This is a genomic window from Curtobacterium sp. PhB170, assembly GCF_003752345.1.
Lineage (GTDB): Bacteria > Actinomycetota > Actinomycetes > Actinomycetales > Microbacteriaceae > Curtobacterium.
The window spans coordinates 255,862-276,989 of the sequence record NZ_RJUM01000009.1; the positions used below are offsets into that span (position 1 = coordinate 255,862).

General features: G+C 67.5%; 21 protein-coding genes and 4 tRNA genes. 5 read left to right on the plus strand and 20 right to left on the minus strand.

Features of this window, described 5'->3' with window-relative positions; genetic code table 11:
* Positions 1-5 precede the first annotated feature (5 nt).
* Positions 6-689, plus strand: a complete 684-nt coding sequence (locus EDF40_RS05310) for a YqaJ viral recombinase family protein (RefSeq protein WP_123338859.1) — start codon at positions 6-8, stop codon at positions 687-689.
* Here EDF40_RS05310 and EDF40_RS05315 read toward each other — a convergent pair.
* From EDF40_RS05315 to EDF40_RS05350, 9 genes are all read right to left on the minus strand, one after another.
* Positions 686-1,294, minus strand: a complete 609-nt coding sequence (locus EDF40_RS05315; RefSeq protein WP_123338858.1) for a Pr6Pr family membrane protein — start codon at positions 1,292-1,294, stop codon at positions 686-688. The genes EDF40_RS05310 and EDF40_RS05315 overlap by 4 nt on opposite strands.
* A gap of 82 nt (positions 1,295-1,376) precedes the next feature.
* Positions 1,377-3,095 (minus strand): DUF262 domain-containing protein, encoded by a 1,719-nt coding sequence (locus tag EDF40_RS05320; protein ID WP_123338857.1) that lies wholly within the window; start codon positions 3,093-3,095, stop codon positions 1,377-1,379.
* Positions 3,095-4,057, minus strand: coding sequence for a hypothetical protein (locus EDF40_RS18810; RefSeq protein WP_148053792.1), 963 nt, complete (start codon positions 4,055-4,057; stop codon positions 3,095-3,097). The genes EDF40_RS05320 and EDF40_RS18810 overlap by 1 nt, the downstream gene beginning before the upstream one ends.
* Positions 4,054-5,196 carry a DUF3696 domain-containing protein gene (locus EDF40_RS05325; protein WP_123338856.1) on the minus strand — a complete coding sequence of 381 codons (1,143 nt, stop codon included), beginning with the start codon at positions 5,194-5,196 and terminating at the stop codon, positions 4,054-4,056. Before EDF40_RS05325 ends, EDF40_RS18810 begins: the two co-directional genes overlap by 4 nt.
* A gap of 154 nt (positions 5,197-5,350) precedes the next feature.
* Entirely contained in the window at positions 5,351-6,040 is a 690-nt protein-coding gene (rplA, locus tag EDF40_RS05330) for a 50S ribosomal protein L1 (protein WP_123292110.1), read from the minus strand.
* 90 nt (positions 6,041-6,130) lie between these two features.
* Positions 6,131-6,562, minus strand: a complete 432-nt coding sequence (gene rplK / locus EDF40_RS05335) for a 50S ribosomal protein L11 (protein WP_022906459.1) — start codon at positions 6,560-6,562, stop codon at positions 6,131-6,133.
* A gap of 144 nt (positions 6,563-6,706) precedes the next feature.
* A complete protein-coding gene (gene nusG, locus EDF40_RS05340; protein ID WP_111084261.1) occupies positions 6,707-7,720 on the minus strand; it encodes a transcription termination/antitermination protein NusG in 1,014 nt (337 codons plus the stop codon).
* Between the two features lie 119 nt (positions 7,721-7,839).
* A complete protein-coding gene (secE, locus tag EDF40_RS05345; RefSeq protein ID WP_228504884.1) occupies positions 7,840-8,103 on the minus strand; it encodes a preprotein translocase subunit SecE in 264 nt (87 codons plus the stop codon).
* Between the two features lie 35 nt (positions 8,104-8,138).
* Positions 8,139-8,211, minus strand: a tRNA-Trp gene (locus EDF40_RS05350).
* 180 nt (positions 8,212-8,391) lie between these two features.
* On the opposite strand from EDF40_RS05350, the gene EDF40_RS05355 reads away from it, so the two are divergent.
* On the plus strand, positions 8,392-9,573 hold the full coding sequence (locus EDF40_RS05355) for a pyridoxal phosphate-dependent aminotransferase (protein ID WP_123339057.1): 1,182 nt from the start codon (positions 8,392-8,394) through the stop codon (positions 9,571-9,573).
* Positions 9,574-9,687: 114 nt separating this feature from the next.
* On the opposite strand, the gene EDF40_RS05360 is transcribed toward EDF40_RS05355, so the two are convergent.
* The 3 genes from EDF40_RS05360 to EDF40_RS05370 are packed head-to-tail and all read right to left on the minus strand — an operon-like array spanning position 9,688 to position 11,590.
* Entirely contained in the window at positions 9,688-10,716 is a 1,029-nt protein-coding gene (locus EDF40_RS05360) for a UDP-N-acetylmuramate dehydrogenase (RefSeq protein ID WP_123338855.1), read from the minus strand.
* A 2-nt stretch (positions 10,717-10,718) separates the two neighbouring features.
* Positions 10,719-11,144: a MaoC/PaaZ C-terminal domain-containing protein gene (locus tag EDF40_RS05365; protein ID WP_123338854.1), complete on the minus strand. Its 426-nt coding sequence runs from the start codon at positions 11,142-11,144 to the stop codon at positions 10,719-10,721.
* On the minus strand, positions 11,141-11,590 hold the full coding sequence (locus EDF40_RS05370) for a MaoC family dehydratase N-terminal domain-containing protein (protein WP_123292106.1): 450 nt from the start codon (positions 11,588-11,590) through the stop codon (positions 11,141-11,143). Before EDF40_RS05370 ends, EDF40_RS05365 begins: the two co-directional genes overlap by 4 nt.
* 129 nt (positions 11,591-11,719) lie before the next feature.
* Here EDF40_RS05370 and EDF40_RS05375 point away from each other — a divergent pair, with 129 nt between their 5' ends.
* Positions 11,720-12,118 (plus strand): hypothetical protein, encoded by a 399-nt coding sequence (locus EDF40_RS05375; protein WP_123338853.1) that lies wholly within the window; start codon positions 11,720-11,722, stop codon positions 12,116-12,118.
* Between the two features lie 255 nt (positions 12,119-12,373).
* Here EDF40_RS05375 and EDF40_RS05380 read toward each other — a convergent pair.
* From EDF40_RS05380 to EDF40_RS05400, 5 genes are all read right to left on the minus strand, one after another.
* A tRNA-Met gene (locus EDF40_RS05380) sits at positions 12,374-12,447 on the minus strand.
* Between the two features lie 32 nt (positions 12,448-12,479).
* Positions 12,480-12,551: transfer RNA gene (locus EDF40_RS05385), tRNA-Thr, on the minus strand.
* 93 nt (positions 12,552-12,644) lie between these two features.
* On the minus strand, positions 12,645-13,868 hold the full coding sequence (locus EDF40_RS05390) for a M23 family metallopeptidase (RefSeq protein WP_123338852.1): 1,224 nt from the start codon (positions 13,866-13,868) through the stop codon (positions 12,645-12,647).
* Between the two features lie 148 nt (positions 13,869-14,016).
* The gene (locus tag EDF40_RS05395) at positions 14,017-14,838 is read right to left on the minus strand and encodes an inositol monophosphatase family protein (RefSeq protein ID WP_123338851.1); all 822 of its coding nucleotides are present in this window, start codon (positions 14,836-14,838) and stop codon (positions 14,017-14,019) included.
* Between the two features lie 57 nt (positions 14,839-14,895).
* Positions 14,896-14,980: transfer RNA gene (locus EDF40_RS05400), tRNA-Tyr, on the minus strand.
* A 137-nt stretch (positions 14,981-15,117) separates the two neighbouring features.
* Here EDF40_RS05400 and EDF40_RS05405 point away from each other — a divergent pair.
* Together EDF40_RS05405 and cls are read left to right on the plus strand one after the other, a co-directional pair.
* On the plus strand, positions 15,118-15,606 hold the full coding sequence (locus EDF40_RS05405; protein ID WP_123338850.1) for a YajQ family cyclic di-GMP-binding protein: 489 nt from the start codon (positions 15,118-15,120) through the stop codon (positions 15,604-15,606).
* Between the two features lie 5 nt (positions 15,607-15,611).
* A complete protein-coding gene (gene cls / locus EDF40_RS05410) occupies positions 15,612-17,072 on the plus strand; it encodes a cardiolipin synthase (RefSeq protein ID WP_123338849.1) in 1,461 nt (486 codons plus the stop codon).
* Positions 17,073-17,441: 369 nt separating this feature from the next.
* On the opposite strand, the gene EDF40_RS05415 is transcribed toward cls, so the two are convergent.
* The 3 genes from EDF40_RS05415 to EDF40_RS05425 all read right to left on the minus strand — a co-directional run bounded on the left by EDF40_RS05415 (position 17,442) and on the right by EDF40_RS05425 (position 21,096).
* Positions 17,442-18,554 (minus strand): heparan-alpha-glucosaminide N-acetyltransferase domain-containing protein, encoded by a 1,113-nt coding sequence (locus EDF40_RS05415; protein WP_123338848.1) that lies wholly within the window; start codon positions 18,552-18,554, stop codon positions 17,442-17,444.
* 5 nt (positions 18,555-18,559) lie between these two features.
* The gene (locus tag EDF40_RS05420; protein ID WP_123338847.1) at positions 18,560-19,933 is read right to left on the minus strand and encodes an FAD-dependent oxidoreductase; all 1,374 of its coding nucleotides are present in this window, start codon (positions 19,931-19,933) and stop codon (positions 18,560-18,562) included.
* Positions 19,934-20,019: 86 nt separating this feature from the next.
* A complete protein-coding gene (locus EDF40_RS05425; protein ID WP_123338846.1) occupies positions 20,020-21,096 on the minus strand; it encodes a polyprenyl synthetase family protein in 1,077 nt (358 codons plus the stop codon).
* Between the last annotated feature and the right edge of the window lie 32 nt (positions 21,097-21,128).

The window sequence follows — 21,128 nt, forward strand, 5'->3', positions numbered from 1 at the left end:
GTCGGGTGACGATCGTGCAGCCCACCCTGTGGGGCGACCTGGACCCCGGACTGGAGGAGTCGTCTGCCTCCGCCACGCCGGCTGCGGTCCCCGGGCGCGACGCGTTCACCGCCCTGCGCGGCCACACCGAGCGGATCGTGGCGCACTCCTCGGACCGCTTCGCCTGGCTCCGCGCCCGCGCCGCGGGCATCACCGCGACCGACGTCGCGCGGCTCGCCTCGCTGCACGCGGTCGAGGCCGTCGTCACCGAGAAGCGCTACGGCTCACGGTTCTCCGGCAACGCGTTCACCGAGCACGGCAAGGACCGCGAGCCCCACATCGCCGCCTGGGTCGCGGCCACGCACGGCATCCAGCCCTCGGCGCACCTGTTCCACGCCGCTGCGAACCGGGCGCACCTCGCCACCCCCGACGGCGTCGGTGTCCAGGGCTCGCGGGTGGTGCTCGCCGAGATCAAGACCACCGCGAAGGGCTGGCGGAGCATCCCCCGGCACTACCTGCGGCAGATCTGGTGGCAGCAGTACGTGCTCGGCGCCGATCGCACCCTGTTCGTCTGGGAGCGCCACGACGGCTTCATCCCCGTCGCCGACGAGCCCGAGTGCCGCTGGGTCGACCGTGACGACGACCAGATCCGCGGACTCGTGCAGCTCGCCGACCTGGTGCTCGACAAACTGCGCGACTTCCGTTCCTAGACCTTGACGAGTCGGAGCCGGCTCATCCCCACGACGAGGACGCCGAGCAACCCGATCGAGACGCCCACGCCGACGCAGTAGATCGCCACGACCCCGTACCCCTGCGCCGGGTCGAGGAACGGGTACGGCACCCAGCCGTCGGTCGCGCCCCGGATCAGGATGACGATCGTCCACACCGCCGGGTAGATCAGGAACCACCAGACGTGACGGAGGAGCAGCTTCGACCGGTCCGAGAACAGCAGCCAGTCGAGCACGGCGTACGCGGGGATGACCTTGTGCAGGACGTCGTTCGACCACTGCACGCTCGCCGACACGTCGACGTTCGTCAGCAGGGTGTTGTAGACGATCCCGGTCGTGGCGATGTAGACCGTGCCGGCGCCCCGGAGCAGGCTCACCCGCAGATCCCCACGCTTGCGGCGGGCCGAGGCGACGAGGGTCACCGCCAGGGCCACGGCGACGATGACGTTCGACTGGATCGTGAAGTAGCCGAAGAAGTTCCACGGGTTGTAGACGTCCGTCTTGGAGCTGACGAGCCACTGGGCGACGATCGCGACCACGACGACGATGACGGCGATGAGCCGGAGCGAGTTCACGAGGGTGCGCACGACACCACGGTATCGGGACACGCGCCCCACATGCGGAAAGGGCCCGCACCGTTGCCGGTGCGGGCCCCTCATGGCCTGCTGATCAGCTCAGGCTGACATCGACAGGGTCAGCAGTATCCTCAATTGCCTCCGGATTCTCCGGCGGCCTCCGAGTAACAAGCACGTCAACAGGATGCACAGATCTAGCCTCTAGGAATTCTCGTTCGAGCCGTTCTATCTCCTCTAATCGAGCAGCAAGGAACGCCGCCGTGTCCCCTTCCCGAAGGAACTCGATCGCCGAACTCGTAATCGCATGACTACGTAGCACCAATTCTCTCTGATCTGAGTCTAGCTCCAGTAGCCAACCTTTTCCTTGGCGACGATCGTCGACGTCGTCCACAAAGATTCGATTCGCCGGGCTACCCCCGAAACTCATTCCGCGCTGATTCCACACAATGTATGTAACGGCCGAGGGCCCCGATGCTTCAAGGCGCTGAGGGAGATCAACAATGATGCTGCCGTCCCTCGCACGAGGAGACTGCGCGAGAAGTACTAACAGCGTCGCTTTTGTCCTCGCACTCCGCATGTCGAAGGCTTCAGGGATCGGTGTTGCTGAGACATCCAACCTCATGGCAGTGAGAGACGGCGTCGTCTCGTCTCTCGCGACCCGGTCCATGAAATCTCGCACGAGCGCATTCACACGAGAAGGATTTGCTGATCCGAACCACTCGGTGAATGAGGTAACCCAAAACCATTTCGCTAACAGTGACTTCTGGGCAGCCGAAGGCGAAGGCTTGGCGAAGAAGAAAGTGGCCAAGACAACAATCTGCTGAGCGTAAGGGAGGAGCCTCTGGGTTGGCACTCCCAATTCGTCACGAAGGAATGAAATAGCGCTTTCCACCGCCGGCTCCACATCGGGTATGACGGCCCTTATGCGCTCCAGCAATTCCGAGCGCCTATTTGACGCTATCCGTGACCAGTCCGTCCTGTAGATATCCTCGCCAGCGGCACCCAAGAAAATACGCAATATGTGATCCCGGTTCAGGTCCCCGAATCCGCGCCGCCCCAGAAGCGAAGTAATCCGTGTAATGTCAGATCCCAGGTCGAAGGACTCCTCGTCCCCCTCCCGATATAGTAGAGCAGACACCATTTGATCCGCCGTCATCGCCTGCCCCTTCGAATTTAGTCGAGCGAAGATCTCGACAGCCTCCGTAGCGCCAGTTTGTTCAATCCGAATCACAGGCACCTTATAGGCGTAGAAGATTCTAGACAGTTCTTGAAACTGTTGGACATACCCAGGACCATTGACGGGATCTTGTGCAAGCACCCGCTGGCATTCTGCCAAAAATTCAATCGTATCGAATACCTTCGCCGTCGGAAACTGATGAGCATCGGGATCAACACCGAGCGGTAGATGCTCGAACGTCTCCGTAGTTGCGTTGAAGTAGATATTCCAAAGGGCGTCATTCGTTGACTCAGTGCGATCACCAGTGGCGACCAGAGCACCCGCCAACGTCGATAGCCTCTGATGCCCGTCAAGCAAGAAGGAGGCCGTTTCGCTAGTCGCTCCCCCAAGCAAGACCGGGCCGATGCGCTCCAGGGACCCGACGGTGGTGTCAGTGTCCCAGGCAAGTAAACTTCCGATCGGATACTGCCGCCAGATGCTGTCCAGCAGATCCGTCATCTGTCGCGGGCGCCATACGAAAGCGCGCTGGAACCGCGGGATACGTATTCGGCCCATGATAAGTTGACGAATCAGATCCCGCAGGTAGGACACGTCGGTTCGCAACTCAGGCACGTGGCCTGGACGGGGATCTGCCATTATCGCTTCTCCATGATTTTATCCCCAATTTCGGGAATATCGTTGGACCAGTCTCTTCGGGAGAGTTCTTCCCATACCACGTTTGGATGAGCTAAGAAGAACTTCATCAACCCTGGTAGAGAATTTCCCCGTAAATCCTCGAGCTTCAGCCCCGAATAGAGCTCACCCTCGGCCCCCCGTTGGCCAATAAACTTCTCGGGGTCTAAAGCACGCTTGATCGGATGGTGATCACGTTGCTTACTCGAGAGCCTGAGGAACCAATCGACACGGAAGCTAACGTCTGGATTTGCGTCTCCGTAGGCTCGGAGAGACTCATCAGGAACGTAGTTCTCGATCGCGCGCTTACTCAACGAGTGAAAACCGTAGCCAGCCTCGTTAGCTAACCGTGCTATCCGCCCGTTTCCACTCGAGTCCCCTGGCCATCGCGAATCGCCATCCACAACAACAACTGCTCGAATCCTGTACCCACGCTGACTATCTGCCTGCGCCCGCTCTGTGACGAGCCGTTCCAGTTCCCCTTTACCACCGCCGTGCTGGAACCGAACTATGCGTTCGTCAGCAAGAATCTCCCCCAACCGAGCGTCCAAGAGCCCCAAGACCTTCCGATAGAAGGCCCCGTCCTCAATCTCATTCTCCACAAACACCCAGAGTGGCTCAGATAGATATCTCTGCGCATCCGCAGGACTGAGGCTGTACGCAGCGCTACTCGAACTACCGCCCGGAGCGACCGGCCCGCCCACAGCGATCGAATGCCGATGCGCTTCCCGATAGGCACTGGCGACTAACTCGCCATGCATCAACTCACGATGCCAAGGATGAGTATCGAGGTAGGCCCTCAGGCCTGCCGGCTCCTCATCTACCTCGAGCTGATGCAGCTGATCCTCGACCTGTTGCATCAACGCCCCGATATTCGCAAACTCGCGCTCAGAGATGACTATATGCGGCTCGAATGTGATCCTCACCGGCGATTCGCCCGCGAGATAGCTCGAACAAATTCGAGGTTCTCTGAGAAGACGCCCTCCGGCCAAAAGTCGACGGACCCATCTTCTTCCACCATGATGGGTCGAACCTCCGTGCCAATTTCAGTTGGCTCGAACCAGACGATCTGAACATCGGCTGGATCGATGAGACGCTCTGCTACCATCTGACGAATCCCGAGAATCAAGTTCTCCGAATGGGTCTCTACGATGACTTGCGAATCGAACGACCTCAGAAGAACGTTCGCCAGGGCCCGAGCCAAAGCGCCTTGGGCGGCGGGGTGCAGATGAAGTTCGGGTTCTTCTACCACTAGCGTAGAGATCTCATCGCCGCCTACCGCCATGTAGCTGAGAGCTGTTATGACTGGAAGGACCTGCTGCAGTCCTTGCCCACTCGCGGCTAGATTCGACTTTCCAACTTGTAGAAGGAAAGAGTTCGCGTCCCGCTCAAGACGAAGAGGGCCGACTCCTAGTGACTTTTCGTACCAACTACTCACCCACTCCGTAACGAGCGGGTTCGAGGCCAGGAGATGGGGCGCGGTCGCACCGCCGCTCAGATAATCTGCTTGATAACTCTTGTTCGGGTAAATAGGCTCTACTGGGGCACGAACGGCCGCTAAGTAGAAGATATCCTTGAAGACTTCTTGCGCCCAACTCCTGGTGCCTGAGAGTTCCGGCGACTCCATAAGTTCCCAAAGAGATCGAGCACCAGCGTCCCCAGATCGCTTGAACGTTACCTGGTTTGACCCGTCAGTAACCCGCGCTTCAACGAAGAGCGCAGCTGTTGCAGCTCGAAGACTTGACACATTCTGCAGATCAAAGGTTAGACGTCGAGATCCGCCTTCTTTCTCGGCTTCGAATCCGAGGCTGAAGCGCCCATGCGTCATCTGGTTGTGGACCAGGTCCGATGTGGTCGCAGCGATTGGCAGCCCTCTAACCTGCAAAGGGAGCCCCGAGTGCGCGTCCGGGCGGGCATGCGCTAATTCACCCCAAAGCGCGACGCTCCTTGTGACCGCCGTTTTGCCCGAATTGTTTTTACCGATCAGGATCGTCAATCGGCGAAGGGGGACAGTCTGAGCCTCGCCGAAAGCCTTGTAGTCGTTGAAGTAGAGCCCCGTGAGCATGAACCAACACTACCGGCCGGATGAGCGGATGGCTGCAGAAGCAGGAGGACTCTCGTCGACGCCACTTACGGGTCGTCTGTCAGAGATGTCAGACGCCCGACCACAGAAGGACCCGCACCGTTGCCGGTGCGGGCCCTTCCACGAGTCTCTCGACTCAGATGCTGTTGACGTCCAGCGGGATGCCGGGACCGAAGGTCGTCGAGACGGCGCCCTTCATGACGTAACGGCCCTTCGAGGAGCTCGGCTTGAGGCGGTTGATCTCCTCGAGCGCGGTCGAGATGTTCTCGTCGAGCTGCTCCGGCGTGAACGAGGCCTTGCCGACGACGAAGTGCACGTTGGCGTGCTTGTCGACGCGGAACTCGATCTTGCCGCCCTTGATGTCGTTGACGGCCTGCGCCACGTTCGGGGTCACGGTGCCGGTCTTCGGGTTCGGCATGAGGCCACGCGGGCCGAGCACCTTGCCGAGACGACCGACCTTGCCCATGAGCTCGGGCGTCGCGACGGCGGAGTCGAAGGACGTGTAGCCCTCGGCGACCTTCGCGATGAGCTCGTCGCCACCGACCTCGTCGGCGCCGGCTGCGATCGCGGCCTCGGCCGCTGCACCCGTCGCGAACACGATGACGCGGGCGGTCTTGCCCGTGCCGTGCGGCAGGATGACCGTGCCGCGGACCATCTGGTCCGCCTTGCGCGGGTCGACGCCGAGCTTCAGTGCGACCTCGACCGTGGAGTCGGTCTTCGCAGAACCGGTCTCCTTGGCCAGGGCGACTGCCTCGGTCGGGGTGTAGAACTTGTCGGCCTCGATCTTCGCGGCCGCGGCTTCGTAGGCCTTGGACTTCTTCGCCATGGTGGTCTCCTTGCGAGATACGTGGTTGACGAGCCGGCGCGGCTCTCCCACGGAAAGGTGTCTGGGTGTGGGCCGGAGCCCGATCGGTGCTTAGGCCTCGACCGTGATGCCCATCGAGCGTGCGGTGCCGGCGATGATCTTCGCGGCCTGCTCGATGTCGTTGGCGTTCAGGTCGGCCTGCTTGGTCTCGGCGATCTGACGGACCTGGTCCATCGAGATCTTCGCGACCTTGACCGTGTGCGGGGTCGCGGACCCCTTCTGCACACCAGCAGCCTTCTTGATGAGCTCAGCGGCCGGCGGGGTCTTGAGGACGAACGTGAACGAACGGTCCTCGTAGACGGTGATCTCGACCGGCACGACGTTGCCACGCTGCGACTCGGTCGCCGCGTTGTACGCCTTGCAGAACTCCATGATGTTGACGCCGTGCTGACCGAGTGCCGGACCGATCGGCGGGGCCGGGTTGGCGGCTCCCGCGTTGATCTGCAGCTTGATCAGGCCCGTGACCTTCTTCTTCGGTGCCATGACTTGTCTTCCTCCTGGAATCGAACGCACGGGGATCCGTGCACTCTCCCGCCGGTCCGGCCGTTCCGGACCGCGGTGAAGGCCCACACGCACGAGGCGTGCGGGCCCAAACTCGATGAGTATACCCGAACGGGGAGACCTGGACTAGAGCTTCGTGACCTGGTCGAAGCTGAGCTCGACCGGGGTCTCGCGCTCGAACAGCGAGACGAGGACGGTGAGCTTGCCGCTCTCCGGCTTGATCTCGGAGATCGAACCCGGCAGGCCCGCGAACGAGCCTTCCTTGATGGTGATCGTCTCGCCGACCTCGAAGTCGACCTCGGCAGCGGGCTGCGCCTGCAGGGAACCGCCGGACTTCGAGCCACCCTTGGTCGGGGCGGCCTCGGCGACCTGCACGAGGGACTTGAGCATGCCGAACGCCTCGTCGAAACGGAGCGGCGTCGGGTTGTGGGCGTTGCCGACGAAGCCGGTGACACCGGGGGTGTGCCGGACGACGGACCACGAGTCCTCGTTGAGGTCCATGCGGACGAGCACGTACGAGGGGATCCGGACGCGGGTGACCAGCTTGCGCTGCCCGTTCTTGATCTCGACGACGTCCTCCATCGGGACCTCGACCTGGTAGATCGACTCCTCCATCGACATCGACACCATGCGGTTCTCGATGTTCGACTTCACGCGGCGCTCGAAGCCCGCGTAGGAGTGGATGACGTACCACTTGCCCGGCTTCATCCGCAGCTCGACCTTGAAGGCCTCGTACGGGTCGACCTCGGCCTCTTCGGCGTCATCGTCCTCGGCGTCGATCGCTTCGTCGGCGGCGAGGGTCTCGTTCGCCTCTTCGGCGGTCTCGGACTCGAGTTCGATCTCTTCCTCGTCCTCGACCGCCTCCACCGCGGCCTCGGCCTCGTCAGCGGAGTCGATCTCGAGGGCGTCCTCGACGACGGCGTCGGCCTCGGGGTCCTTGGACTCCTGCAGTGCCGTCAGCTCCTCGTCGATGCCGAGGGACTCGTCGTCCTCGGACTCGACGGAGATCGCGCGCTCCTCGGCGGACTCGGCGGAGCGCTCCTCGCCGGTCTCGACGTCGCCTTCCTGGTTCTCCTCGACCTCGGAGGACTGCTCGGCAGCCGTCGCGAGGTCGATGTCGTCGCGGGAGTAGTCAGACACAGTCGATTCTTTCCGTTCGGTGGTGCGGGTCGGGATGGCGGACGGTCCTGGTCACGATCGGCACCGTCTCGGGCGACCGTACTCCAGTGGACTGCCGCACTCGGCAGTCGACGTCCGGGTCAGGCCGTGGGCCCGTTGCCGAAGACGTACCCGACGCCGAGACCGAACACGAAGTCGAGGATCGACACCAGGATCATCATCACGACGACGAAGACGAGCACGACCAGCGTGTAGCTGAAGAGCTCCTTGCGGGTCGGCGTCACAACCTTGCGCAGTTCGCCGATCACCTGACGGATGAAGAGCACGATGGCAGCGATCGGGCCCCGGCGCTCGGCCCGGTCCTGCTTCGCCTTGGCGACGACGTCGTCCGCCGTCGTCTCCATGTCTTTGCTCGCCAACTTCTACCCTTCCAGAGTTGCAGGGCGGACAGGACTCGAACCTGCAACCTGCGGTTTTGGAGACCGCTGCTCTACCAATTGAGCCACCGCCCTTCAGAGCACGTCCGTCACCGATCGTGTTCCGGTGGTCGAGTGTACGGGAGTCCGTCACACGGTGTCCACTTGGCCCCCTCCACGGCGTGCCGCGCCGATAGGCTGGCACCCGTGAGCACCGCAGCCCCCGGCCCCGAGTCCACCGCAACCCCCGCCGCCGCGCCGACCGATCGGCCGCGCATCGCGTCCCGCATCGCGGCGATCGCCGAGTCCGCGACGCTCAAGGTCGACGCGAAGGCCAAGGCCCTGAAGGCCGCGGGCCGACCCGTCATCTCCTTCGCCGCCGGCGAGCCCGACTTCGCCACGCCCGACCACGTGGTCGTCGCCGCGGTCGAGGCCGCACAGGACCCGAAGAACCACCGGTACACGCCGGCGACCGGTCTGCCGGAGCTGAAGCAGGCCATCGCCGAGAAGACCGCACGCGAGTCCGGCATCACCGTCGACCCGTCGCGGGTGATCGTCACCAACGGCGGCAAGCAGGCCGTCTACCAGGCGTTCCAGACGATCGTCGACGCCGGCGACGAGGTCCTGCTCCCCGCCCCGTACTGGACCACCTACCCCGAGGCCATCCGTCTGGCCGGTGGCGAGCCGGTCGAGGTCTTCGCCGGCAGCGACCAGGGCTACCTCGTCACCGTCGAGCAGCTCGAGGCCGCGCGCACCCCGAAGACGAAGGCGCTGCTGTTCTGCTCGCCGTCGAACCCGACCGGCGCCGTCTACACCGCCGAGCAGACCACGGCCATCGGCGAGTGGGCACTCGAGCACGGCATCTGGGTGATCAGCGACGAGATCTACCAGGACCTCGTGTACGACGGACTCCGCTTCACCGGCATCCTCGACGCCGTGCCGGCCCTCGCCGACACCACGATCCTGGTCAACGGCGTCGCGAAGACCTACGCGATGACCGGCTGGCGCGTCGGCTGGTTCATCGGTCCCGCCGACGCGGTCAAGGCCGCGTCGAACCTGCAGTCGCACCTGTCGTCGAACGTGTCGAACGTGTCCCAGCGCGCCGCGATCGCCGCCCTCACCGGGCCGCAGGAGCCGGTGACGGCCATGCGCGAGGCCTTCGACCGCCGCCGCCAGGCCATCGTCGCCGGGCTCAACGCGATCCCGGGCTTCGTCACGCCGACCCCGCAGGGCGCCTTCTACGTCTACCCCGACGTCACCGCGTTGCTCGGTCGCGAGTGGGCGGGCTCGACCCCGACGACGACCCTCGAGCTGGCCGACCTGATCCTCGAGCACGCCGAGGTCGCGGTCGTCCCGGGCGAGGCCTTCGGTCCGTCCGGCTACCTGCGCCTGTCGTACGCGCTCGGCGACGACGACATCGCCGAGGGTGTGGCCCGCTTGGCGGAGTTCTTCGCGTAGTCCCCCACACGCAGAACGGGCCGCCTCGTCGAGGTGGCCCGTTCTGCGTTCCGGGAGGCCCGTGGCCGGGTCGTGCACGTGCACGTGCACGTGCACGTGCTCGTGCTCGTGCGCTCAGTCGAGCAGGTCCCCCACCACGACGGGCTCCGGCACGAGCGACACCCCGAAGCGGTTCAGGACCGTGACCTGCACGTACCGTGCGAGCTCGGCCACCTGGGCCGCCGTCGCGCCGCCACGGTTGGTCAGGGCCAGGGTGTGCTTCGATGAGATCGCCGCGCGCGACCCCGGCACGGCGTAGCCACGGTGCACCCCCGCGTGCTCGATGAGCCAGGCGGCGCTGAGCTTGACGTCGTCGCCGGCCGGCCACCGTGGCGCGTCGGCGGGGAGGGTCTCGGCGAAGGCCGCGGACACGATCGGGTTCGTGAAGAACGACCCGGCACTCCAGGTGTCCCGGTCGTCGGCGTCGAGCACCATGCCCTTCGAGGCGCGCAGGCGCAGGACCTCGTCGCGGACCGTCGTGGGTTCCACGAAGGCACCGAGGTCGACCCCGAGCGAACCGGCGAGCTGGGCGTACCGCACCGGCACGCCGTGCTCCCCCGCCGTGCCGAGCCGGAACTCGACCGTCAGCACGACACCGCGGCGCCCGTGCTTGAGGGTCGACGTACGGTAGCCGAGCGCCAGCTCGGCCGCGGGCACCCACGTGCGCTCCCCCGTGGCCGCATCGAGGAACTCGACCCGGGTGAGCACGTCGGAGAGCTCGACCCCGTAGGCGCCGATGTTCTGCACGGGGGCGGCGCCGATGGTGCCCGGGATGCCGCTGAGGGCCTCCAGGCCGGTCCAGCCGTTCGCGACGGTGGTGGCGACGAACGCGTCCCAGGGTTCGCCGGCGGCGACGCGGACGGTGACGCCGTCGGCGTCCGTGTCGGCATCCACCCCCGACGTGCGGACCAGGACGACGGTGCCGTCGAAGCCGGAGTCGGCGACCAGCACGTTGCTGCCGCCGCCGAGGACCAGCCACTCGTGGTCGTCCCACGCGGTCTGGGTGTGGGCGACGAGCTCGTCGGTCGTCGTGGCCGTGAGCAGCCGGGCGGCCGCCCCACCGACGCCGAGCGTCGTGAGGTCGGCGAGCACCGGCTCGTGCACGGTCAGCGGAACGCCACCGTGACCTGCGCCTTGCCGAGCACGGTCTGCCCGCCGGCGGTCACGGTGAGGTCGATGCGCTTCGGTCGGCCGTCGTCGTCGACGGTGCCGACCTTCGCGACGATGCCGATGGTCGCGCCCTGCTCCGGGTCCACGACGACGGGGCGGGTGAAGCGGACGCCGTAGCCCGCGACCCAGCCGCTGTCACCGAGCCACTCGGAGACCGGCTGCACGGCGAGGCCCATCGTGAGCATGCCGTGCGCGAGGACGCCGGGCAGACCGACCGAGGTGGCGACGTCGTCGCGGTAGTGGATCGGGTTGAAGTCACCGGAGGCGCCGGCGTAGCGGACGAGCGAGTCGCGGGTGACGTGCACCTCGCGCTCGGCGACGACCGTGCCGACCTCGATCGCGGTGGCGGGTGCGGCGGTCATGCGTCGTCTCCTCGGACCACGAGGGTGGACGTCGCCGTGACGACGTGCTCCCCCGAGGCGTCGTTCATGGTGCTCTGGGCCGTGACCATCGCGTTGCCGCCGAGCGTCTTGACGCTCGTGACGGTCAGGGTCGCGGTGAGTTCGTCACCGGCCACGATGGGCCGGTCGTAGGTGAAGGACTGCTCGCCGTGGACGACACGGGAGAAGTCGATGCCGGCGTCCGGCTCGGCCAGGAGCTGCGCGAGCGTGGCTTCCTGCACGACGACCGCGAAGGTCGGCGGGGCGACGACGTCGGCGTACCCGGCGGCGCGGGCCGCGTCGGGTTCGTGGTGGACGGGGTTGGTCGCGAACACCGCGCGCGAGAACTCGCGCACCTTCTCGCGACCGACCAGGTAGGGCTGGGCCGGCGGGAACGTCCTGCCGACGAGCTCGGGGTTCACTGACACGTCGGCAGTCTACCGACGCCCGTCCTGGGCCCTGTCGATGCTGAGGATGCATCGGCTAGGCTTGCTGCGCCGGTTCGGGGGAATCGGCGGTCCGGTCGCGACACCGGATCAGGGGATGGGGGAGCAACGATGGACACCAGGACCGAGTTCGCCGTGCACACGGGCGACCGGTGCACCGCGATGGAGGTCGCCGGCGCGGCGCTCCGCACGGCGGGACACCACGTCGAGTCGACCGGTGGGACCCTCACCGCGACGACCGGCAACCGGCTGCTGACGATCCTGCTCGGCGCGCTCGTGCACCCCTCCCGCGAGTTCCGCCGCTACGAGTTGTCGACGACCGTCACCGGGACCTCCACCACCATCACACTGCGGCACAGCGGACACGGCACGGCCGTCTCCGGCGGCAGCATCGGCGCGAGCCGGCGACGGGCCGCGTGGCACGAGGTGAACGCGGCGATCGAGCGCGCGCTGCGCGCAGCCGGCGTGTTGCAGATGCGGACCGACACCGGGTCGCACTCCGCGCTGTAGGGCCGGCCCCAGGGCGGACGGGAGGCCCGGTGTGCGCCCGCCACGTGCCTCCTGGCCGAGACGCCGTCGTGTCCACGGCACGCCCCCGACCAGGCGAGACGCCGCCGGCTCTGGAGGCGTCCTGCGACGACCGGGGCGTCTCGTCGGGACGACGGCGTCTCGTGGCTGCGACGTCTCGTGGCTGCGACGTCTCGTGGCGGCAGAGAACAGCCCGGGAACGACGAAAGCCCGGCGAACAGATCGCCGGGCTTGCTGTAGCGAGGGCGGGACTTGAACCCGCGACCCCACGATTATGAGTCGTGTGCTCTAACCAACTGAGCTACCCCGCCAGAGATCCGGAGCGACACGCGCACCGGGTCGGAGCCCCGAGTCAGGATTGAACTGACGACCCCCTCCTTACCATGGAGGTGCTCTACCACTGAGCTATCGGGGCGATGTGCCGCGAACGGCACCACACGAGGATAGCAGACCTCCGACGCTGCTCCGGAACCGGGCGAGACGCCCGGGCGTGCCGCGCCCAGGACCGCTAGTTCGCGTTGGTCTGGAGCCACGCGAGCGGGTCCACGGGGACCCCGTCGACGTGCACTTCGAGGTGCAGGTGCGGGCCCGTGGAGTTGCCCGTGCTGCCCACGAGACCGAGCTCGTCGCCGACCTCGATCTGCTGACCGGTGACCACCTTGAAGGAGTTGTCCTCCATGTGGCCGTACACGCTGACGAACTGCTTGCCGTCGACGTCGTGCTCCACCCAGACGTCGTTGCCGAAGCCGCCGTCGTTCGCCTGGACCTTGATGACGGTGCCGGCGGCGATGACCCGGATCGGGGTGCCCTCGCCGGGAGCGAAGTCGACGCCCATGTGGTTCGTCGAGCAGAACGAGCAGCCCGCGACCTGACGACCGCCGAAGCCGGAGGTGATCGGGACGCCGGTGAGGAACGGCCACTGGATCGTGCCGGTCGGGTCGTTGGTGAAGCTCGACGAGTCGACGTTCTTGTACTGCGTGGCGTCCGACACCGTGTACTGGTCGCGGCTCGTCGACCCGTCGGCTGCGGCGCTGACGCTCATCGACTGGGTCGCACCGCTCGCCGTCGACCGGTCCGCGGTCGAGCCGGTCTCCGGCACGTAGAGCGCCTGGGCGGGCAGTGACGTCGAGACGACGAGGCCGGCGACGAAGAGGAGCGCACCGACGGCCGTCACGCGCGAGGCCGCACGGCGGAACGAGGCACCCTGCTTCCGGGCAGCAGGAGCCGGGGCGGGCACGGCGGCGGTGCGGCTGGCCGCGATGTGCCGGGCGGCGCGGTCGACCTGCACGGCCGGTGCGGCACGGCCGGTCCGCCGACGGGACGCCGGGACCTGGCCGATGACACGACGGGGCTGCGGTACGACGGACTCCGCTGCAGCCGTCGCGGTCCGCGGCGCCGTGGCGCGGACGTCCGGCGACGTGGGAGCCGGCGGCGTCGTGATGCGCGAGGCCGGACGGACCGCCGACTCGGGCAGCGCTGGCGACACCGGTGCGAGGTCGATCGGCGACACGGGAGCGGCGGCCGACGACGGCGTGGTCAGCCCGACGACCTCGTCGAACGACGGGCCCGCGGCACGGTCAGGTGCGACGTCCTGCGCGTGGTCCTGCGTGACGGGAGCACCCTTCACAGCCAGTCGCTCCGCCTCGATCCGTGCTCGTCGGGTCAGGTGGACGACCGGGGTGGCGGCGTCGACGGGACCGGTGGGGACGGACGTCAGTGGGGAGTGGGGCATGCGTGCGGTGGCGATCCTGATCGGGGAAGGGGCGCGCTCGTTGGTAACGAGCAGATAACGGGACCTGAGCACGGTAGCAAACGTCGTCGCACGTCGCCAGTCGTGGTCATGTCCACCGGGCACCCCCAGACCGAGGGACCGACGGACCTCAGACGCCGAGCGCCTCGACTTCCAGCCCGCGCAGCAGCGCCTCGAGGTCGTCGGCCACCCGGGGGCTCGCGAACAGGAAGGAACGGGTGCCGCCGGCGTCCCAGATGCGGACCGACGCTCCGGCCTCGCGCGCGACGACGGAGCCGCCCGCCATGTCCCACGGGTTGATCCCGCGCTCGTAGTACGCGTCGACGACCCCGGCACCGACCGCGCAGCAGTCGAGCGACGCCGCTCCCCCGCGCCGGATGTCCCGCACCTCACCGATCAGCCCGGCGAGCACTGACACCTGCTCGCGGCGCCGGCCGGCCGTGTACCCGAAGCCCGTCGCCACGAGCGTCTCGGCGAGCGAGGCCGGCGCGCTGACGGAGAGGGGGACGCCGTCACGGGTGGCGCCCTGTCCGGCGGCGGCACGGAACACCACCCCGGTCGCGGGGGCCACCACGACGCCGGCGATCGGCTCCCACGTCGTCGGGTCGGCGGAACCCCGCACGACGCCGATGCTCACGCCGTACTCGGCGCTGCCGTACAGGTAGTTCACCGTGCCGTCGATCGGGTCGACGACCCAGGTGATGCCCGACTCCCCCGACGCGGAGCCGGACTCCTCGCCGTGGAACGCGTCGTCCGGCCGGGCCTCGGCGATCCGGGCGCGGATGAGCGCCTCGACCTCGCGGTCCGCCGCCGTGACCACGTCGGCGATGCTCGACTTCCGGTCGGCGACCTCGACCCCCTCGGCCCGTCGTCGTGCGGCGAGCGTGGCCGCTTCGCGCGCGATCGTCTCGGCGAGGTCGGCGAACTGGGACGGTGCGAGGTCGGATGCCATGCACCGATCCTGCCAGGGACGACGAAAGCCCCGTCCGGGTCGGACGGGGCTTTGCGATGGTGGCAAGTGAGGGATTCGAACCCCCGAAGGCTACGCCGGCTGATTTACAGTCAGATCCCTTTGGCCGCTTGGGTAACTTGCCATGCGCACCCAGCCGGTGTGATCACCAACCGAAGGCGCGCACAAAAGCATAGCGGATCCGGAACGGTGGTCGTGACCACCGCGAGCCGATCCGCGCGACCGGAACCGTGCCTCCAGTCCGCCGTTAGGCTGTCCGGCATGGCAGACAGTTCCTTCGACGTGGTCAGCAAGGTCGACAAGATGGAGGCGGAGAACGCCCTCAACCAGGCGGCCAAGGAGATCGAGCAGCGGTACGACTTCAAGGGCGCGGACGCGTCGGTCGCCTTCAGCGGCGAGGACGTCCTCATCAAGGCGAACTCGGAAGAGCGCGCGAAGGCCGTCCTCGACGTCCTGCAGAGCAAGGCGATCAAGCGCAACATCAGCCTGAAGAGCCTCGACGCCGGCGACCCCTACCCCTCGGGCAAGGAGTACCGCATCGAGGTGAAGTTCAAGAACGGCATCGAGCAAGACGTCGCGAAGAAGATCGGCGCGTTCCTGCGGGCCAACGCGGCGAAGAGCGTGAAGAGCCAGATCCAGGGCGACGAACTGCGGGTCTCCTCGAAGAGCCGCGACGACCTGCAGAACACGATCCAGCTCCTCAAGGGTGAAGAGTTCGACGTCCCGTTGCAGTACATCAACTTCCGCTGACGTCCGTGGAGCACTGGCTCACCGTCGCGATCACGGTCCTGGCCGTCCTGCTGGACCTGGCGATCCGCGTCTTCTCGATCATCTACGTGCCGATCAACCGGAAGCCGCAGACGGCGACCGCCTGGTTGCTCGCGATCTTCCTCATCCCCTACATCGGCTTCATCGTCTTCCTGGTCATCGGGTCGACGAAGCTGCCGCGTGCGCGGCGTGAGAAGCAGACCGAGATCAACGCGTACATCCTCGAGCAGACCGAGGGCATCGAACGCGTGCGCCGTGACCACCCGTGGCCGTTGTGGCTCGAGAGCATCACCACGCTGAACCGCGAACTCGGCGCGATGCCGCTGGTCGGTGGCAACTCGGCGGAGCTCTACCCCGACTCCGAGGAGTCGATCGCGGAGATGACCCGGGCGATCGACCAGTCGCGCCGGTTCGTCCACGTCGAGTTCTACATCGCGACGCTCGACGACACCACGCGACCGTTCTTCGACGCGCTCGCCCGCGCACAGGCCCGCGGCGTCACCGTCCGGTTCCTGCTCGACCACTGGGCCAGCCGCGGTTACCCCGGGTACAAGGACACGCTGGCGTTCATGGACCGCGCCGGCATCGAGTGGCACCTCATGCTCCCGCTGCTGCCGCTGCAGGGGAAGTTCCAGCGCCCCGACCTGCGCAACCACCGGAAGATCATGGTCATCGACGGCTCGGTCGCGTTCACCGGGTCGCAGAACCTGATCGACCCCTCGTACGACATCAAGTCGCACATCGAGAAGGGCATGGTCTACAAGGACCTGTTCGCCCGGTTCGAAGGACCGGTCGTCGCGGGGTTGAACGCCCTGTTCGTCACCGACTGGTACAGCGAGACCGACGAACTGCTGCTCCGCGAGAGCGACCCCGTCCAGCGGGCCGACCGCGGCGACGCCCTCGACTGCCAGGTGGTGCCGTCCGGGCCAGGGTTCGACGGCGAGAACAACCTGCGCCTGTTCAACGCACTGCTCTACTCGGCGCAGAAGAAGGTGTCGATCACCTCGCCGTACTTCGTGCCGGACGACTCGATGCTCTACGCCATCACGACGACCGCCCAGCGCGGCGTCGAGGTCGAGCTCTTCGTCGGCGAGATGGGCGACCACGCCATGACGTGGCACGCGCAGCGCTCGTACTACGAGGGACTCCTCCGCGCCGGCGTGCGGATCTGGCTGTACCGGGCACCGACGATCCTGCACGCCAAGCACTTCACCATCGACGACGAGGTGTCGGTGATCGGGTCGAGCAACATGGACATGCGCTCGTTCAGCCTGAACCTCGAGGTCTCCGTCATGGTCCGTGGACACCGCTTCGTCGATGCCCTGCGCGAGGTGCAGGACGCCTACAAGGAGCACAGCTTCGAGCTGACGCTCGACGAGTGGGTGGACCGTCCGCGCCGGTCCAAGGTGCTCGACAACGTCGCGCGGCTCACGGCAGCGCTGCAGTAGCGGACGACCGGGAGGCGCGGCTCGTCTCTGCCGCGCACGGTGCGTCGTCCTCCACCCGGTGCGACCTTGGCAGCACGGTGCGTCACGACAGCGTGTCACCCAGCGGGCAAGCCCGCGGCGAACGAACAACCCTGCACCGTGCGGCGGCGCTCCGACCAGGTCAGGGCGCCGTGCAACCACCCACGCACGGTGCGGACGGGAGGCGCGGCTCGCCTCCGCCGCGCACGGTGCGTCGTCCTCCACCCGGTGCGACCTTGGCAGCACGGTGCGTCACGACAGCGTGTCACCCAGCGGGCAAGCCCGCGGCGAACGAACAACGCTGCACCGTGCGGCGGCGCTCCGGGACCGGATCGGCCCCGGCAGGGGCGCTCAGCGCATCGGGACGGTGGACGCCAGGGCCGCGATGGCCCGCTCGAGCGGGCCCCGGCCGAGGAACCGGCGCCAGACCATCGCGAACACGACCGAGCCCAGCGCGAACCAACCCCACGCGGACACCGACTCCGGGTACTCGGGCAGCATCGCGATCACCACGAGGTGTCCCGAGTAGATCGTCAGGGGCATCGACCCGACGGCGGCGAGCGGGAACGCGATCCGCTCGGCGACCCGCCCGCGCCCGTCCAACAGCAGGGTGCAGAGCGCGATGACCGCGACCGCCACCCCCGCGGTGCCGATCACGTCGACCGTCGTCGACGAGTGGTCGCGCGGTGACAGGAAGAGCTGGGCGAGGGCCTCGGCCGGCGTACTGCCCTCGGCGGCGTACGGGACCCCCGGGAACGCGAACGCGGCCCCGGACGGAAGCGGCGCGAGGACCGTGCCGACGACGTACGCGGTGGCGGCGACCAGTGCGCCGGACGCGAGGAGAACGACCTGCGTGCCCCGCGCCTGACCGGCTCGGGCGACGGCGAGACCGACCAGGACGTACGCCAGGAAGGTGACCACGGGGTAGACCAGGCCGAGCTGCTGTCCGACCATGCCCGCGTCGGCGTAGGCCGGTGCGGTCGAGACAGCGACGATCGGCGACAGCACGGCGCAGGCGCTCGCGATGACGAGGAGCCACGCCGGGCGGACCCGGAGCACCGGGATCACCAGCAGGAACAGCACTCCGTACGTCGGCAGGATGACGTAGACGGGGGTGTCCAACGCGATGAGCACGAAGCCGATGGCGACGACCGCCGCGGCCCGGACCGCCAGGCGGGCCCGGACCCGCCCGATCGTCGGGGGTCCTGGCGGAGTCGTGCGACCGCTCGTCAGCCCGATCGAGACGCCGGCGAGGACGGCGAACAGCGTGGACGGGCGTCCGTGCGCCACGGCGGACCAGGTCGAGGGATCGGACCAGTCGAGCTGGTCCGCGATGCCGCCGATGTGTGCGGCCATCATGCCGAGCAGCGCGACGGCCCGCGCGACGTCGACGCCCTGCAGTCGCACTCCGGACGCGGACGCGCCCCGCACCGCGGTGGGCGGGACGGGGCGCGTGTCGGTCATCGGTGTCAGTTCGTGGGCACGTCGACGCGACCGAGGGACACGTCGATCATCTCGTCGCGGGGCACGACCTTGATGCGCTCACGGCCCTCGGCAGCGCCGAGCGCGAGCTCGTGGGTGTCCAGGTGGTGCCAGCCCTCGAGGTCGGTGTACTCGACACCGCGCTCGCGGAGCAGCGCCGGGATCGCACCCTCGGAGGGGTCCTCCGGCGTCCACCAGCTCGCCTGGTCGTTGACGATGTGCTGCACGGTCTCCATGGCATCGGACTTCGTGTGGCCGATGAGACCGACCGGGCCGCGCTTGATCCAGCCGGTGGCGTAGACGCCCGGGATCTGCTGGTTGTCGTCGTCGAGGACCTGGCCCTCGTGGTTCGGGATGACGCCGTGGCGCTCGTCGAACGGCAGCCCCGGCAGCGGGGAACCGAAGTAGCCGACGGCACGGTAGGCCGCCTGGATCGGGATCTCACGGATCTCGCCCGTGCCCTCGACACCGCCCTCGCCGTTCGGCCGGGTGCGCTCGTACCGGATCGCGGTGAGGTTGCCCTGTTCGTCGCCGACGAACTCGGTCGGCTTCGCGTAGAAGTGCAGGTGCAGCCGCCGGCTCGCCTGGCCGGTCTCGCGGGTGCGCCACTGCTCGAGCACCCGGTTGATGACCATGACCTGCTTGTTCGTCGCGATCGCGGTCTTCGACGCCTCGTCGTGGTCGAAGTCCTCGTCGTAGACGACCATGTCGACGTCACGGACCTCGCCGAGCTCGCGGAGTTCGAGCGGCGTGAACTTGACCTGGGCGGGACCACGGCGGCCGAAGACGTGGACGTCCGTGACGGGCGACGCCTTGAGGCCCTCGTACACGTTCGCCGGGATCTCGGTCGGCAGCAGGTCGTCGGCGTGCTTCGCGAGGATGCGGGAGACGTCGAGCGCGACGTTGCCGACCCCGATCACCGCGACGCTCTCCGCGGTCAACGGCCAGGTGCGCGGGACGTCGGGGTGGCCGTCGAACCAGCTGACGAAGTCGGCGGCACCGTAGGAGCCCCGGAGGTCGACGCCGGGGACGTCGAGGTCGGCGTCCTTGATCGCGCCCGTCGAGAAGACGACCGCGTTGTAGTGCTTCTTCAGGTCCTCGAGGGTGATGTCCTCGCCGAAGCGGACGTTGCCGAACAGCCGGACGACACCGCGGTCGAGCACGTCGCGCAGGGCGTTGACGATGCCCTTGATCCGCGGGTGGTCGGGGGCGACGCCGTACCGGACGAGTCCGTACGGCGCGGGGAGCTGCTCGAACAGGTCGATCGACACGTCGTGTCCGTGGGCCTCGCGCAGCAGGATGTCCGCGGCGTAGATGCCGGCGGGTCCGGCGCCGACGATGGCGATTCGGAGGGTGGGCACTGATCGTCTCCAGTTCGTTCGGGTGGGGTGCTCCCGGTGGTGCGTCCCGCGCGGCGACCGTGGGGCCGCCCGGTCGCGGGTGGTGTTCAGCGGCTGCGGTCGACGACGGAGTCGGCGAAGCGGGTGAGTGCCCGCTTCACGGTGCCGTCGGGCAGCGGGGCGAGGGCGTCCACGGCGTCGCGGGCCCAGCGGACCGCGACCGTGCGCGTCGACGCGGTCGCCTCGTGGTCGCGCAGTGCGGCGACGGCCGACTGGTACGGCACGGAGCCGACCGCGTCGTCCGGGGCGCCGTTCACGTCGCGCTCGATTCGTTGGACGAGGTCCTGCGCCGCCGGGTCGGTCGCCGCGTGCCGCCGCAGGTGCAGCATCGGCAGCGTGTCGACGCCGGCACGGAGGTCGTTGCCGGCGATCTTGCCGGTCTTGTCCGTCGCGGGTGCCAGGTCGATGACGTCGTCGACGAGCTGGAAGGCGACGCCCACCTTCTCGCCGAAGGTCCCGACGGCGTCGAGGTAGGCACGGTCGGCGCCGGAGAACATGACACCGGCGCGGGCGGCGGTCGCGATGAGCGAACCGGTCTTGTCGCTGAGCACCTGGATGTAGTGCTCGACCGGGTCGTCGTCGGGCTGCGGGCCGGTGGTCTCGTGCAGCTGCCCCATGCAGAGGCGCTGGAAGGTCTCGGCCTGCATCCGGATGCCCTCGGTGCCGAGGTCGGCGGTGATGAGGCTGGCGCGGGCGAAGAGCAGGTCGCCGGTCAGGATCGCGACGTTGTTGCCGTACGTGATCTGCGCTGCTGGGACCCCGCGGCGGACGGGCGCTTCGTCCATGACGTCGTCGTGGTAGAGCGACGCCAGGTGGGTCGTCTCGATGCTCACGGCCGCCTTGACCACGGCGTCGGTCACCCCGTCGCCGAGCTGCGCGATGAGCAGCGTCAGCGTCGGACGGATCCGCTTGCCGCCCGCGGACAGCAGGTAGCGGCTCGTGGTGTCGGCGAGGGTGTCCGTGGAACGCATGGCGTCCTCGAGCCCCTGCTCGACGAGCTCGAGACCGTCGTCGACGGCGGCGATGAAGCGGCGGTCGGCGGGCGTGGCGAACAACCGCTCGCCGATGCCCAGCGAGGCGCGGAGGCTCGGCGCGCGACGTGCGACCGGGACGCTCGGATTCAAGTGCTGCTCCGTCTTCGGGGGATGGTGACCGG